Here is a 15925-nt window from a genome sequence, read left to right on the forward strand (position 1 = left end):
AAAGGTGGAATCACTTCCACCTTTTTTGCCCCAAATCTACCATAAACTTAACCTACTAATGTTATGGTCTTGTAAAGGTAGCTCAGATATATTTTTGAATGAAACTTTATAGATGAAAGGCAACAATATCCGATTAAAAACCTATATTGGCTGTTTTGAAAAATTTATAGATTTATTGCAATAAAAAAGGCGGATGTTACTCCGCCTTTTTTGCCCCAAATCTACCATAAACTAACCTACTAATGTTATGGTTCAGTAAATGTATGGCAGACATTTTTATAATGAAAATTTTTTAGATGAAAGGCAATTATACTCGACGAAAACCATATAACTAATTGTTTTTCAATAATTTAAGATATGAAAATAAAAAAGGCGGATATTACTCCGCCTTTTTTGCCCCAAATTTACCATAAACTAACCTACTAATGTTATGGTATAGTAAATGTAGGGCGGTTATTTTTGTGAAGAAAAAATTTCAGATGAAAGGTAAGTAAATCCGATTAAGAGATATAATCGGCTGTTTATAAATTATTTGAGTTTATTCCAATAAAAAAGGTGGTATTTCTACCACCCTTTTTGCCCCAAATCTACCATAAACTTAACCTACTAATGTTATGGTATTCCAAAAGTATCATAGCTTTTCAATTTCACCAAAGAAATAGGATGAACGGCAAAAAAAACCGATGAAATGCACAATTTAACCTTTTGTTAGTATTTTATTAATAAGCTCTAGCGTCTTTTCCTTCGTAAAAATTCATAAATGCACGATTTACAACTCTATTTCCACCAGGAGTTGGGTAGTCTCCAGTAAAATACCAGTCGCCTAAATTTTTAGGACATGCTTTATGTAAATCATCTACAGTTTGGAAGATGATTTTTACTTCAGCATTGATTTCTGGTGAGCTTAACATTTCTGCAATTTTATCTGAAATTTCTTCATCTGTAAACTGATCGTAAATTGCAGTTACATAATTCACAACATCCTTATCAAGGAAATTTTCTTGTGCTTTACATTTAGCATAAACTTCATCTACAATATGGTATAGGTTTCTTTCTTTTAATAAAGCAAGCGCTGCTCTAAAAGCAACTAGACCTTCTAGTTTTGCCATATCGATTCCGTAACAGTCTGGATAACGAATTTGCGGTGCAGAAGAAACAATTACGATACGTTTTGGTTTCAAACGATCCATCATTTTAATGATACTCATTTTTAATGTAGTACCACGAACAATACTGTCGTCAATAATTACCAAATTATCTTCTGGCTTAATTACACCATACGTAACATCGTACACGTGAGCAACTAAATCGTCACGGCTGCTGTCTTCAGTAATAAAAGTTCTAAGCTTAGCATCTTTTATGGCAACTTTCTCTGTACGTATTTTTACAGCTAAAAGTTCCTGAAGCGTTTCGGTAGTAAGTGTATTTCTATTTTCTAGAATATAATTGTTTTTTCTCTGGTTTAAGAAGTCCTGAGCAGCTTCTACTAAACCATAAAATGAAGTTTCAGCTGTATTTGGAATATAAGAGAAAACAGTGTTGTCTGTATCGCTGTCAATTGCTTTAAGAACTGCTGGTAAAATTAATTTACCTAAATCTTTACGCTCTTGATAGATTTCCGCATCACTTCCTCTAGAGAAATAAATTCTTTCAAAAGAACAAGCTTTTTTAACGGTTGGTTCCAAGATCTGGTTCATGCTCACTTTACCATTTTTCTTGATAATCAAAGCATTTCCTGGATCAATTTCCTGAACACTTTCAAAAGGAACGTTAAATACAGTTTGAATAACTGGTCTTTCAGAAGCTACTACAACCACTTCGTCATCTTGATAAAAGTACGCTGGGCGAATTCCTGCGGGATCTCTAAAAACAAAAGCATCACCGTGGCCTAATAATCCAGCCATAGCATAACCTCCATCTAAATTTTTAGCAGAACGAGCTAAAATTTTAGCAATATCCAAACGCTCTGCAATTACTGGAGAAGCATCTCTTTTAGAATAACCTTCAGCTTTGCAGTCTTGGTACAATTGCATTACTTCTTTATCTAAGAAGTGACCAATTTTTTCCATTACAGTAACAGTATCAGCCATTTCTTTTGGGTGCTGCCCTAATTCAACTAGATTTTCGAAAAGTTCTTTAACATTCGTCATATTAAAGTTTCCTGCCAAAATCAAGTTACGGTGCATCCAGTTACTTTGACGTAAAAATGGGTGAACACTTTCGATGCTGTTTTTTCCAAAAGTTCCGTAACGAACGTGACCTAAAAACAATTCTCCAACATAAGGAATATTTGCTTTTAGTTCTTTCATATTGTCACCCAATTCTGGATGCTCTTTCAATTCTTCGCTAATGCGTTCGTTAATTTGTTTAAAAACGTCCTGAATTGGCTGTGCATGATTAGAACGAACTCGGCTAATGTAGCGCTGTCCTGGATCAACGTCAAATTTAATGCTTGCAAAACCAGCTCCGTCTTGTCCGCGGTTGTGCTGTTTTTCCATCATTAAATACATTTTCTGGATTCCGTAAAAAGCAGTTCCGTATTTTTCTTTATAATATTCAAGCGGTTTCAGTAGTCTAACTAAAGCTATTCCACATTCGTGTTTTAAAGCGTCGCTCATTTTTTTTGTTTTTTTTTTGTGTTGTTGTAAGTTGTGTGTATTAACGTAATAAAAAAGCCCCGTTTTATCGAGGCTCTTAGGCATTATATTTCTATGTCAAACTGAGTTAACGACTTAAATTGCTGTAATCGAATCGCTACTTCTGCTTTGCTTAATGTTTCCATCCTTTCAGTCCCAAATTTCTCTACGCAGAACGAAGCCAAATTTGAACCGTAAATAATTGCATTTTTCATATTGCCAAAAGAAATGTTTTCGCTTTGCGCAATAAATCCAGAGAAACCACCTGCGAAAGTGTCTCCTGCTCCTGTTGGATCAAAAACATCTTCTAATGGTAAAGCTGGTGCAAAGAATACTTCTCTATTGTGGAATAAAAGTGCTCCGTGTTCTCCTTTTTTGATCACCACATATTTAGGCCCCATATCTTGGATTTTCGCAGCCGCTTTTACTAATGAATATTCACCAGAAAGCTGTCTTGCTTCTTCGTCATTGATTGTGATAACATCTACACGTTTAATAACGTCTAATAATTCTGGAAGAGCGCAGTCCATCCAAAAGTTCATTGTATCTAAAACAACTAATTTTGGTTTTTTCTCCAATTGATCTAAAACGCTGCTTTGTACTAATGGATGTAAGTTTCCTAACATTACCACGTCAGCATCTTTGTAGTTTTGAGGAACTTTCGGCTGAAAATCAGCTAAAACGTTCAATTCAGTAACTAAAGTATCTCTAGAGTTTAAGTCATTATGGTATAAACCGCTCCAGAAAAAGGTTTTTCCTCCTTTTACAATTTCGATACCAGAGATATCAATATTTTTTGAAGTTAAAAGATCTAAATGTTCTTGAGGGAAATCGTCGCCAACTACAGAAACAATGGCCGATTGCAAGTTAAAAAATGACGCTGATAATCCGATGTAGGTTGCAGCACCACCTAATATTTTATCTGTTTTTCCGAAAGGAGTTTCAATCGCGTCGAAAGCAACTGTTCCAACAATCAATAGTTTATTCATTTTATGAATTTCGAATTAGGCTGCAAAGATACTCTATAAGTTACAATCTTGCAATGGTTTAGGTTCTCAAAATTTTCTTAAAATAATGACAACGATTTCGAAGTAAAAAGCTTGTAAATGAATTGGTTAAAATTGATTTTTTGGAATGCTTAAAATATGTTTTTAGGATTTAAAATGCAAATTTTTCGAAAAGAAATGCGATTATTTTACAGTTCATACTTCTTATCGAAATAATTCTTCAAAACGCCAACCTGAACCAAAATCATAATAGGAACAATTAAAATAGCATACAACATATTTTTCGAAAAATGAATTCCTGAAAATGCTGTTGAAATCTTATCAGAATATAAAGTTCCGATTTCGTCAATTTTAAGATTTCTTTCTGAAACTGAAAAAAGAGAAACATATACGATCAAGAAAGCTATAGCCGCGCCAATAGCAATCCAAACAGGTTTAGATATTAAAGGTTTGTATGCTTTTAATTTTTTCTCTTCCAAGATTAAAACTTCAGACATTATTTTAGAAGTAAAATCAAAAGATGGCGACTGCAGTTTTTCTTCAGCCATCATTTTATCAATAAGTTGTTCTAAGTTTTTATCGCTCTCTTTCATAACATTCTATTATTTCTGGTTCTAACTGCTGTTTCAAAATTACGGCTAATTTCTGTCGGCTCCTAAACAATTTTACTTTCGCATTATTGGCCGAAATATTCATTATTTTTCCAATTTCTTCCAAATTCTGATCCTCAAAATAAAATAAAGTCAGCAAGAAATTTTCGTCACTTGGTAATAAATTTAAACATTTCTGAATGGTCTCCTTTCGTTCTTTGTCTTCTAAAGCGCTCAAAGCATTGTCCATCGTTTTAATTAAATGAGAAGAAAATTCATCAATCGAAATATTTAAATCTTCTTTTTTGTTTTTCTTTAAACGATCCAGACAGGTATTGTAAGCAATTTTATAAATCCATGTTGAAAATTTAGAATCGCCTTTAAATTTATTTAATGAACTGTAAATCTTTATAAAAGTGTCTTGTGCAACTTCTTCTGCTTCTTCTCTGTTTTTAACCATTTTAAGAGCCAGCGTAAAGATCATATCTTTATAACGATCAACCAGCACGGCAAACGCATTGGTCTCGCCCTGCAGGATTTTATCGATATAATGCTGATCATTAATTGTACTCATATTATATAGGACGACAATGTTTTGAAAAAGGTTACAAGAATCTTGAAAAATAAATTCCAAACTTTTTAAATTCCAAATTCCAATCTTTAATATATAAGGTAGAATTGAACTTTGTCAAAGTTTTAAACTTTGACAAAGTTGGCAACGTAAAAAATAACATCAAAATTAATTGATTATCAGTGACTTTTGTAATTTGGGATTTGTTTTTTGAAATTTATTTTAAAATTCTGTAACCTCATTTCAAAACCTGTCGTCCTATGGGTATATCAATCAATTAAAAACGTAAATATCATGGACGACAAAATTTTAATTCCAATCAGCTTTTTTTTAATGATCTTCGGGATCGTTTATTTAATTTATTCAACAAGAAACAGAGAGCGTTTGGCTCTTATAGAAAAAGGAGTAGATGCGAGTATATTTATTCAAGGAAAAAATGGCGGTGTTCCAGCATGGAAAGTGTTTGTAGTAAATTTGGCTTTCTTATTAATAGGAAGTGGTGCAGGTATATTTATTGCTTTATTAATTACAACTTACACTTCATTAAATGATGGAGCTGTTTATCCTTCAATTATATTTATAATGGCTGGTATTGGACTTTTAGTTGGATTTAAAACGGCAAAAGACTTAGATAAAGAATAAGCAGTTTGTAAAGATTTAAGTTAGTACAAAAAACGCATCAATATTGATGCGTTTTTTTATTCTTTAGAACCGATGGTTTCGTAATACACGTCAACTGAAAGTTTGGGCTGCATGGATGCCATAACGGCCAATTGATCGCAGCGCTCGTTTTGCGGATGATTGTTATGGCCTTTTATCCATTTGAAATCGACTTTGTGTTTTCGGTAAACAATTAAAAAGCGTTTCCATAAATCAGGGTTTTTTTTGCCTGTGTAGCCTTTTTTCTCCCATCCGAAAACCCATTTTTTTTCGACAGAGTCAACCACATATTTAGAATCTGAAATAACCAGAACCTTCATGCCTGGATTTTTCAGTTTTTCCAGACCCACAATTACAGCCAGAAGTTCCATTCTGTTATTGGTAGTAAGACGAAAACCTTCGTAGAATTCTTTTTTATATGGAGTACCTACTAGTTCCATGACAACACCATAACCGCCATTTCCTGGGTTTCCTTTTGCAGCGCCGTCTGTATATATATGTACTTCGTGAGACATTTAATTATTTTAGATTTTAGATTGTTGATTTTAGATTGGAAATGCTTTGTCTGTTTTTTTTATTTTTTACCATATAAGTTATATAAGTTCATTTTAAAATTGGAACGTTATGTTGCTTAATGGATAGGCAAGGGCATTTAAGTTTTGATAGAAAAGTAAATGCTTTGTCTGTTTTTTTATTTTTCACCATATAAGTTATATAAGTTCATTTTAAAAATTGGAACGTTATGTTGCTTAATGGATAGGCAAGGGCATTTAAGTTTTGTTATTTTATACTTCAACTTAAAATGAATTCAAATACACTTATATGATCTTAAATTTTACGTTCCTATAATTTTGCGTCCCCCTTCTAAAATGGACTTATATAACTTATATGGTTTTTAAAAAAATTACGCGTGCAGTAATCTCTCGATAATCTCCGGGAAATGTTTTTGTTCTAATTCATGAATCTTCTCTGCAACGGTTTCTGGAGTATCTTCGTCTGTTAGCGCAACATTTGCTTGGAAAATGATACCGCCTTCATCATAATGTTCGTTTACATAATGAATAGAGATTCCAGTTTCTTTTTCCTTATTATTTACAATAGCTCTATGTATGTGCATTCCGTACATTCCTTTACCTCCGTAATTCGGTAAAAGTGCAGGATGGATGTTTATTATTTTGTTTGGATATAGTTCGATTATGTTTTCGGGAAACTTCAATAGAAAACCAGCCAGCACGATCAAATCTGGGTCGATTTCTCGTACTTTTTGTAGTACGTTTCTCTCTAAAAGTTCGTTTTTTGAGAAGATTTCAACTGGAATTTGATGATTTTTTGCTCTTTCAATCACTTTTGCTGAAGCATTATTTGTAAAGACCGAAACGACCTTCGCGATTTCGGTGTTCGCAAAATATTTTATAATGTTCTCTGCGTTAGTTCCTGATCCTGAGGCAAAAACGATAATTTTTTTCATAAAGCTGTGTGTTTTGAGAATGCAAAAAACGGAATAAAAAACGAAAATAAATAGCTTTGAAAGACCTTTCTTGAAATTAATTTTATAAATTAGTGTCACATTTATAAACTAAATAGTTGTTTTAAAATAAAGTTTTTTATTTTTGCCAACAAATTAAATTCTAAAATTAAAGATTATGTCAGACATTGCATCAAGAGTAAAAGCGATTATCGTAGACAAATTAGGTGTTGACGAAAACGAAGTTGTAACAGAAGCAAGCTTCACTAATGATTTAGGAGCTGACTCATTAGACACTGTTGAGCTTATTATGGAATTCGAAAAAGAATTTGATATTCAAATTCCAGACGATCAAGCAGAAAACATTGCTACTGTTGGTCAAGCTATTTCTTATATCGAAGAAGCAAAAAAATAATAATACCACACCCGATTTCTAAAAATCCCAATTTTTGAAATTCCAAATTCCAATTGGAATTTGATTTTTGATTTTTGAAATTTTTAAGAGTCGGGTGTTATTATTTTTTTAAAATTTAAATTTCGATTGATTCTCAATCAAAAAGATATATTTATATTGTAATTCCCATGGCTCTTAAGTAACTATAAGTTAAGAAAGCGTGGGTTTTATTTGTTTAAAGTACAAAATACATATTTATGGCATTAAGGCGAGTTGTTGTAACAGGATTAGGTGCACTTACTCCTATCGGGAATAATATCCAAGAATATTGGAATGCACTTGTGAATGGAGTTAGCGGAGCCGCTCCAATCACATATTATGATACCGAGAAACACAAAACGAAATTTGCCTGCGAAGTAAAAAACTTCAATATTGAAGATTACATGGATCGCAAGGAATCTCGTAGATTAGATAAATTTGCACAGTATGCAATTGCTGCCAGTGATGAAGCTATCAAAGATGCCGGAATCACAAATGATAACGTAAACAAACAAAGAGTTGGTGTTATCTGGGGAGCAGGAATTGGAGGTTTAGAAACTTTCCAAGATGAAGTATTGTATTATGCAAAAGGTGATGGAACTCCAAAGTTCAATCCTTTCTTTATTCCTAAAATGATTGCTGATATTGCTCCTGCGCATATCTCTATGCGTAACGGGTATATGGGGCCAAATTATACTACAGTTTCTGCTTGTGCATCTTCTGCAAACGCGTTAATTGATGCTTTCAATTACATTCGTTTAGGAATGTGTGATGTTATTGTGTCTGGTGGTTCTGAAGCAGCAGTTACAATTGCAGGTATGGGAGGATTTAGCTCAATGCACGCTTTATCTACAAGAAACGAAAGCCCAGAAACAGCTTCTAGACCTTTTGATGCTACCAGAGATGGTTTCGTATTAGGAGAAGGAGCTGGAGCGTTAGTTCTTGAAGATTACGAGCATGCTAAAGCTAGAGGAGCAAAAATCTACTGCGAAATTGGCGGTGGAGGTATGTCTTCTGATGCTTACCACTTAACTGCTCCACATCCAGAAGGAATTGGAGTTATTGCAGTTATGGAAAACACATTGAGAGATGCTGGAATGAGCCCAGATCAAGTTGATCACATTAATACCCACGGAACTTCTACTCCATTAGGAGATGTTGCGGAGTTAAAAGCGATTAGCAAAGTTTTTGGAGATCATGCTAAAAACATCAATATCAACTCTACAAAATCTATGACAGGACACTTACTTGGTGCTGCTGGAGCTATTGAAGCTATTGCTTCTATTTTGGCAATGCAACACGGAATTGTTCCTCCAACGATTAACCATACAGTTGTTGACGAAAACATTGATCCATCTTTAAACCTTACTCTAAACAAACCTCAAAAAAGAGAAGTAAATGTTGCTATGAGTAATACATTTGGTTTTGGTGGACATAATGCTTGCGTATTGTTTAAAAAACTAGCTGACTAATTTCTGTATATGAATATTATCAAAAAAATATTTTCTAAATCCCGTTCTCTAGAAGACGGGATTTTTTTTGACACTATTCAGAAAATTCTTGGTTTTCAGCCTACAAATATTGATTTTTATAGAAGAGCTTTTACGCATCGCTCTTCAAATAAATTAGATGAAAAAGGGCATCCTATAAATTATGAACGCCTAGAATTTTTAGGAGATGCTATGTTAAGTGCGGTTATTGCTGCACATTTGTTTAACAAAGCTCCAAATGGAGACGAAGGCTATTTGACCAAAATGCGTTCCAAAATAGTGAGTCGTGAACATTTGAATGAATTGGGTAAAGATTTAAATTTAGTACAGTTTGTAGAAAGCAAAGTGCCGATTCAGCATTTTGGAGAAAACATTCACGGTAATATTTTTGAATCACTTATCGGAGCAATTTATTTAGATAAAGGCTATTCTTTTTGCGAAAAATTTATTCAAAAAAAGGTAGTGACACCTTATGTCGATATTGCTCGATTAGAAGGAAAAGTTATAAGTTATAAAAGCCTTGTTATCGAATGGTGCCAGAAAGAAAAAAGAGTTTTTCATTATGACATTTTTGAAGACAATGGCATAGACGGCCAGCGTTTATTTGGTGTTAAATTGAGTATCGACGATAAAGTTGTTGCAAGAGCGAGAGCAACTTCAAAAAAGAAAGCAGAAGAAAAAGCATCGCAAAGAGCGTATTTTGCATTTCAAGAGAAAATTGACAAGAAATAGCTGCAAAAATGTTGTAACTATCACAAGGCTACAACGTTTTCGTTTATAATTTAACAAAACAAGCATGTCATAACTGTTGATGCTCCGTTTAGAAATAGTATATTTACAACTTGATTTTTCAAGACATGGCTATTCATAAATTGGATTTAGACGAATTTGACGAAATTGATTATTATTTAATGGCAATTCATACTTCATTAGAAGATTATAGACTGGCCTATTTTATCAATAAAATCCTTCCGATTAACTTAAGTAAGAGCAAACACGAGATCCATGCTCAGACTAAGGAAGGTGAAGCAAATTTTTCGAGATTCTATTATTATGATGAAGAAAAAGCTGTTTCCTGGAATTTAATTCAGAATAAAAATGAAATCATTTCTGTGAGTACAAATGATTTTCAGAATTTGTTTTCTAATGAAACAAGTGAGGTTTCGACAACAATTCATTTACTTCCTGAATTTAAAAAAGTCGATTTTTTCCTGAAAATTGATAATAGCGAAGAGGCGCTTAATTTTTCAGAAATTCAACAAAAATTAAACACAATAGAAAGTATTGCGGCTATTTATGCCGTTGATACAGACAAGATAAAATCAAAAAACAATCTAATTTTTTAAAAAAAATGCTAACAAACAAGAAAACCAAAATTGTTGCTACACTTGGCCCCGCTTGTAGTACAAGAGAGATCATTAAAGATATGATCGACGCAGGTGTTAATGTGTTTAGAATCAATTTTTCGCATGCAGATTACGAAGGAGTAAAAGAAAAAATAGACATTATTAGAGGCCTAAACGAAGAGTTTGGTTACACGACAGCAATCTTAGGAGATTTGCAAGGACCAAAACTTAGAGTAGGTGTAATGGAAGAAGGTACTGTTGTAAACGATGGTGATGAAATCACTTTTACAACTGCTGAAGATATTATCGGAACATCAAAAAGAGCGTTCATGAAATATCAGAATTTCCCAAATGATGTTAACGTTGGAGAGCGTATCTTGCTTGATGATGGTAAATTGATTTTCGAAATTGTTTCTACAGATAAAAAAACGGAGGTTGTTGCTAAAGTTATCCAAGGTGGAGAATTGAAGTCTAAAAAAGGAGTTAACCTTCCAAATACTAAAATTTCTTTACCAGCTTTAACAGAAAAAGATATTGCAGATGCTATTTTCGCTATCGAGCAAAAAGTAGACTGGATCGCACTTTCATTCGTAAAGACTCCTCGCGATTTACAAGACTTACAAGAATTAATTGCTAAGCATTCTGAAGTTAAAATTCCAATCATTGCTAAAATTGAAATGCCAGAAGCTCTTGAGAACATGGATAAAATTGTAGCATATTGCGATGGTTTAATGGTTGCTCGTGGAGATCTTGGTGTTGAGCTTCCTGCTCACGAAGTTCCATTGGTACAAAAAGATTTGATCAGAAGAGCTAAAACGGCTAGAATTCCAGTTATCGTTGCTACACAAATGATGGAAACAATGATTACAAGTTTAACTCCAACAAGAGCAGAAGTAAATGACGTTGCAAACTCTGTAATGGATGGTGCAGATGCGGTTATGTTGTCTGGAGAAACAGCTACAGGAAACTACCCTGTACAAGTAATTCAGAGAATGGCACAAATTTGCGAAGCTGTAGAAAACTCTCCGCTTATTCAAGTTCCTCAAAATACACCACAGATTAAAACAAAACGTTTTGTTACTAAAACAGTTTGTCACCAAGCGGCTTTATTAGCAAATGAAATCGAAGCTAAAGCGATCTGTACTTTAACAAACAGCGGTTACACGGCATTCCAAATTTCGGCTTGGAGACCATCAACTGCTCATATTTTAGTATTTACTTCAAACAGAAGAATCTTAACACAATTGAATTTATTATGGGGAGTTAAATCTTTCTACTATGATAATGAGGAAAGTACAGATGATACTGTAACAGATGTAAATCAAATTGCAATCGAGAAAGGTTATGCCAAAAAAGGAGATTATTTAATCAACCTTGCTGCAATGCCAATTAAAGATAGAGGAATGGTTAACACGATGAGAGTTTCTGAAATCGAGTAATTATTTCTTCAAAACATATTTTAAAAAAGCCGCTTATTCTTTAAGCGGTTTTTTTGTTTTTGAGACTTTTTCAAAAATAGTTTACTTTCCTTGATTTGCTATTCTGGCAATCTTATACACTTTTGGTCAAAAAAGAGTTTTTATGTTTCATTTGACTCAATTTTTACAAATTAACTACACAAAAAAACGGAACAAACATGCATTTCCTTCTTTTTCGAACTTTTGGTAACAAAAATGTAACTAGTTAATTTTCTGACGTTTTGATGTGTTTCATTTTATAAGATGAAACATTTTGGTGCAAATTTTTAACTTTTCTTGTTTCATATTATAAAATGAAACAAGCTCGTTCCGAATAAATACAATTGTTCGCTCATTTATTAGTTAATTTTGAGAGACTTAAGAAAAAGTTAAAATTTTTTTGTTTCAGATTTTAAAATAAAATGAATTTGAAACACATCAAAAAAATGAAACCTCGTTTAGATTGTTTTTTTGAAAGCTTACCATTTCCCATTTGATTTTTTTGCATTTATCAAACTCATATAATAATAACAAGATCTATTAACGAATTTTTTAATCATGAAACAAATCAAATTAAATTGCGGATTAGCAAATGCCTTACAGGTATTAGCGTTATTATTTTTTTCTGGGGTTTCTATTACGGCACAAAGCAAAAAGCCAAATATTTTGGTGCTTTGGGGCGATGATATTGGAATTACTAATATTAGTGCTTACAGTGACGGACTTATGGGATATACAACCCCAAATATTGATCGTTTAGCTAATGAAGGAATGCGTTTTCTACATTATTATGGAGAACAAAGCTGTACTGCCGGTCGTGCGGCATTTTTAACAGGACAGCATGGTATTCGTACAGGACTTACAAAAGTAGGTTTCCCCGGCGCACCAATGGGAATGAGCCAGTTAGATCCTTCTATTGGAGGTGTTATGAAAAGTCTTGGTTATACAACTGGGCAATTTGGAAAAAATCACGTGGGTGACCGAAATGAAACATTGCCTACAGTTAATGGTTTCGACGAATTTTTTGGAAATCTGTATCACTTAAATGCAGAAGAAGAACCAGAATTGCCAGATTATCCGAAAGATCCAGAATATTTGAAAAAATTTGGACCAAGAGGGGTGCTAAAATGTACGGCAACAAATGTTGATGACCCAACAACAGATCCTCGCTTTGGACGTGTTGGAAAACAAAAAATTGAAGATACCGGAGCGCTTACTAAAAAAAGAATGGAAACGGTAGATGATGAAACTTCTGCAGCTGCTATTGATTTTATTAAAAGACAAAATGCTGCTGGCAAACCATTTTTCTGCTGGTTTAATGCTACTCGTATGCACCTTCGTACACACGTGAGAAAAGAACACAGAGGAAGATATACTCACGGTGACAGTGAATATATTGATGGTATGATCGAGCATGACGAAACTATCGGAAGCATCTTAAAAGCTCTTGACGATTTAGGAATTGCCGACAATACAATCGTGGTATATTCTACGGATAATGGACCTCACATGAATACGTGGCCAGATGGTGCAATGACATCATTTCGTTCAGAAAAAAACACAAACTGGGAAGGAGCTTTCCGTGTTCCTTGTATTGTAAAATGGCCAGGCCATATTAAACCAGGAACTGTTACAAATGAGCTAATGAGCCACAACGATTGGATTCCAACTTTTGCTTCTATAGCGGGTGAGCCAGATATTGTAAACAAACTTTTAAAAGGATACAGTGCAAATGGTAAAAACTATAAAGTGCACTTAGATGGTTTTGACCAGACTAAATTATTGGAAGGCGGAAAAAGTGTCAGAGACAAATTCTTCTATTCGGATGATGATGGTTTATTGGTAGGTATGCGCGTTGGTGATTATAAATATGTTTTTGCAGAACAACGTTTAGCAGGAACTATGGGAGTTTGGGCAGAGCCTTTTACAGAACTTCGTCTACAAAAAATATTCAATTTATACCAAGATCCTTATGAAAGAGCTGATTTTACTTCAAATACCTATTGGGACTGGTTACTTAATCATGTAGGTTCTGTCTATGGAGCAATGAATGATGTATTTGTTTTTGCTGAGTCATTCAAAGAATACCCGCCTCGTTCGTTCCCGCCAAGTTTTAACCCAACAACAATATTGCAACAGACTTTAAGAGGTATAAAAGCGCAGGAATATGTAGAAAAAAACATTTTGCCAAAATTAAAAGAAGAAGAGGCAGCTTCAAAAAAGAAAAAATAAATCATAACAAAAGAGATTCAGATTAAAGAGTCTGAATCTCTTTATTTAAGAAAAACACCATGAGAAAAAATATATACATTTTGTCTCTAGCAGTTTTGTTTTTATTTTCCTGTAAAAAATCAGACACCATAACTGCACCAACAACAGAGACTAAAAAGACAGAAACTACTACAGGTGGCGACCCTTTGCCAAGCTGGAACGACACGCCTTTAAAGAAAGAAATTATTGATTATGTTACGAAAGTAACCAAAGAAGGAAGCGCTGATTTTATTCCTGAAGGAGACAGAATTGCAACGTTTGATAATGACGGAACTTTGTGGGCTGAGAAACCTTATGTACAAGAACTATTTGCTTTTTATCGTGTGAAAAAAATGGTCGAAGCAAATCCGGAGTTGGCAAAAAAACAGCCTTTTAAAGCTGTCGTAGAAAAAGATAAAGCCTTTTTTGAAAAAGGTGGAGATAAAGCACTTATAGAACTAGTTGCAGCGACTCATACCGGTATGACTGAAGCGGAGTTTGAAGCTTCGGCTAAGGAGTTTTTTGCAGGAGCTAAATATCCGGGTAAAAATGTGCCAGTAAAGCAAATTAGATACCAGCCTCAATTAGAATTGCTGAATTATCTGAGAGCCAACGGTTTTAAAACCTTTATTGTAACAGGTGGAACTGTAGAATTGGTACGTACTATTTCTGAAGATTTCTACGGAATTCCAAAATATCAGGTTGTGGGAACCTCTTTCAAATATAAATTTGATGATGCTACCAATAATATTGTAAGAGAACCTGCCTTAGACCTTTTGGACGATAAAGTAGGCAAACCAGTTGGAATACAATTGCATATTGGCCAAAGACCTGTTTTTGCATGCGGAAATGAAGGCGGAGCAGGAGACCTTGCCATGCTGCGATATTCTCAAGGAAGCAAATATCCTTCATTTCAAATGATTGTAAACCACAATGATTCTATCAGAGAATACAGTTACCAAGAAAAAGATAATCTTTCATTAAGTACTGCTGCTAAATACAAATATCATGTAATCAGTATGAAAGACGATTGGAAAACGATATTTCCAGACAAATAATTCCGAATTAGTAAAAATCAAAAAGAAACAGTTTTTACAAAGTTGAGGCTGTTTCTTTTTTGACTAAAAAGATGATTGATAATCTTTAAGTATACGATTATGAAAATTATGAGATCACAAAACGCCCTAAAGTTATTTCTAAGCATAACTTTTTTACTTTCAAGTTTAGTCGTATCGGCACAAGAAGAGCCTAAAGCTGGAACAAGTGCACAAGAACTTGCCGATAAAATGGCAAATCCTGTAGCGAGCTTAATTAGTGTGCCGCTGCAAAACAATCTTACTTATGGAATTGGTCCGTATAATGGAATAAAATATCAGATCAATATACAGCCAGTTGTTCCTTTTAAATTAAGTGAGAATCTAAATTTAATCACTCGTTATATTCTTCCAGTTGTAGATCAGCAAGATGTTACGGGAGAAAATACACATGAGTTTGGTTTAAGTGACGCAACAGTAACTGCTTTTTTTGCTCCTAAAACAAAGGGAATTATTTTAGGAGTTGGTCCTGCTTTTTTAGTGCCAACCGCGACAGAAAAATTTTTAGGAACAGAAAAATTTGGAATTGGCCCTAGTGTTTTGGTCATGCACCAAGGCAAAGGACTTTCTATAGGTTTTTTAGCCAATCAAATTTGGTCTGTTGCAGGAGCTAATGATCGGGCCGATTTTAATCAGTTTTATACACAATTATTTCTAACACATAGTTATAAAAGTGGTGCGAGTTTAGGTATTACTTCAGAGATTACACAAAACTGGCAAGGCAATTCGACGCTAATTACCGTTAGTCCAAATGTTGGAGCCATTACCAAATTAGGTAATCAGACTATGCAATTTGCTGTTATGCCTTTAATACCAGTTGTAGGGCATTCAAGCATAAGACCAGATTGGGGACTTAGAGCGGTGGTAGCCTTCATATTTCCTGGTTCTTAAAACGAACTTCATATTGTTTTTAAATCAAAATCTAT

The 15925-nt window shown here is 33.9% G+C and carries 15 protein-coding genes; 9 read left to right on the plus strand and 6 right to left on the minus strand.

The features are described 5' to 3' along the window. Positions 1–719: 719 nt before the first annotated feature. The 4 genes from Q9Q97_RS02920 to Q9Q97_RS02935 form a co-directional block, all read right to left on the minus strand. The gene (locus Q9Q97_RS02920; RefSeq protein WP_306154216.1) at positions 720–2618 is read right to left on the minus strand and encodes an amidophosphoribosyltransferase; all 1899 of its coding nucleotides are present in this window, start codon (positions 2616–2618) and stop codon (positions 720–722) included. An 83-nt stretch (positions 2619–2701) separates the two neighbouring features. Further along, positions 2702–3625: a PfkB family carbohydrate kinase gene (locus Q9Q97_RS02925; protein WP_223706767.1), complete on the minus strand. Its 924-nt coding sequence runs from the start codon at positions 3623–3625 to the stop codon at positions 2702–2704. Between the two features lie 206 nt (positions 3626–3831). Beyond that, complete coding sequence (locus tag Q9Q97_RS02930; protein ID WP_306154219.1) at positions 3832–4236, minus strand: hypothetical protein; 405 nt, start codon at positions 4234–4236, stop codon at positions 3832–3834. Then, positions 4220–4807, minus strand: a complete 588-nt coding sequence (locus Q9Q97_RS02935; RefSeq protein ID WP_306154221.1) for an RNA polymerase sigma factor — start codon at positions 4805–4807, stop codon at positions 4220–4222. Before Q9Q97_RS02935 ends, Q9Q97_RS02930 begins: the two co-directional genes overlap by 17 nt. A gap of 291 nt (positions 4808–5098) precedes the next feature. Here Q9Q97_RS02935 and Q9Q97_RS02940 point away from each other — a divergent pair, with 291 nt between their 5' ends. Next, on the plus strand, positions 5099–5446 hold the full coding sequence (locus Q9Q97_RS02940) for a DUF6249 domain-containing protein (protein ID WP_306154223.1): 348 nt from the start codon (positions 5099–5101) through the stop codon (positions 5444–5446). 56 nt (positions 5447–5502) lie between these two features. Here the strand turns inward: Q9Q97_RS02940 and rnhA are convergent, their stop codons facing one another. Together rnhA and purN are read right to left on the minus strand one after the other, a co-directional pair. Then, positions 5503–5979 carry a ribonuclease HI gene (gene rnhA / locus Q9Q97_RS02945; RefSeq protein WP_306154225.1) on the minus strand — a complete coding sequence of 159 codons (477 nt, stop codon included), beginning with the start codon at positions 5977–5979 and terminating at the stop codon, positions 5503–5505. A gap of 389 nt (positions 5980–6368) precedes the next feature. Further along, the gene (gene purN / locus Q9Q97_RS02950; protein ID WP_306154227.1) at positions 6369–6932 is read right to left on the minus strand and encodes a phosphoribosylglycinamide formyltransferase; all 564 of its coding nucleotides are present in this window, start codon (positions 6930–6932) and stop codon (positions 6369–6371) included. 175 nt (positions 6933–7107) lie between these two features. On the opposite strand from purN, the gene Q9Q97_RS02955 reads away from it, so the two are divergent. The 8 genes from Q9Q97_RS02955 to Q9Q97_RS02990 all read left to right on the plus strand — a co-directional run bounded on the left by Q9Q97_RS02955 (position 7108) and on the right by Q9Q97_RS02990 (position 15890). Continuing rightward, entirely contained in the window at positions 7108–7344 is a 237-nt protein-coding gene (locus Q9Q97_RS02955; protein ID WP_007137004.1) for an acyl carrier protein, read from the plus strand. Positions 7345–7580: 236 nt separating this feature from the next. Continuing rightward, positions 7581–8834, plus strand: coding sequence for a beta-ketoacyl-ACP synthase II (gene fabF / locus Q9Q97_RS02960; RefSeq protein ID WP_111378847.1), 1254 nt, complete (start codon positions 7581–7583; stop codon positions 8832–8834). Between the two features lie 9 nt (positions 8835–8843). Continuing rightward, positions 8844–9584: a ribonuclease III gene (rnc, locus tag Q9Q97_RS02965; protein ID WP_306154426.1), complete on the plus strand. Its 741-nt coding sequence runs from the start codon at positions 8844–8846 to the stop codon at positions 9582–9584. Positions 9585–9709: 125 nt separating this feature from the next. Next, positions 9710–10198, plus strand: coding sequence for an IPExxxVDY family protein (locus Q9Q97_RS02970; protein ID WP_198854955.1), 489 nt, complete (start codon positions 9710–9712; stop codon positions 10196–10198). 5 nt (positions 10199–10203) lie between these two features. Further along, positions 10204–11637, plus strand: a complete 1434-nt coding sequence (gene pyk / locus Q9Q97_RS02975; protein WP_306154428.1) for a pyruvate kinase — start codon at positions 10204–10206, stop codon at positions 11635–11637. A gap of 576 nt (positions 11638–12213) precedes the next feature. Continuing rightward, positions 12214–13887 carry an arylsulfatase gene (locus Q9Q97_RS02980; protein WP_306154430.1) on the plus strand — a complete coding sequence of 558 codons (1674 nt, stop codon included), beginning with the start codon at positions 12214–12216 and terminating at the stop codon, positions 13885–13887. A gap of 59 nt (positions 13888–13946) precedes the next feature. Next, a complete protein-coding gene (locus Q9Q97_RS02985) occupies positions 13947–14963 on the plus strand; it encodes an HAD family phosphatase (RefSeq protein WP_306154432.1) in 1017 nt (338 codons plus the stop codon). A 108-nt stretch (positions 14964–15071) separates the two neighbouring features. Next, a complete protein-coding gene (locus Q9Q97_RS02990; RefSeq protein WP_306154434.1) occupies positions 15072–15890 on the plus strand; it encodes a hypothetical protein in 819 nt (272 codons plus the stop codon). Positions 15891–15925 lie beyond the last annotated feature (35 nt).

Source organism: Flavobacterium sp. DG2-3, assembly GCF_030730925.1.
Classification (GTDB): domain Bacteria; phylum Bacteroidota; class Bacteroidia; order Flavobacteriales; family Flavobacteriaceae; genus Flavobacterium.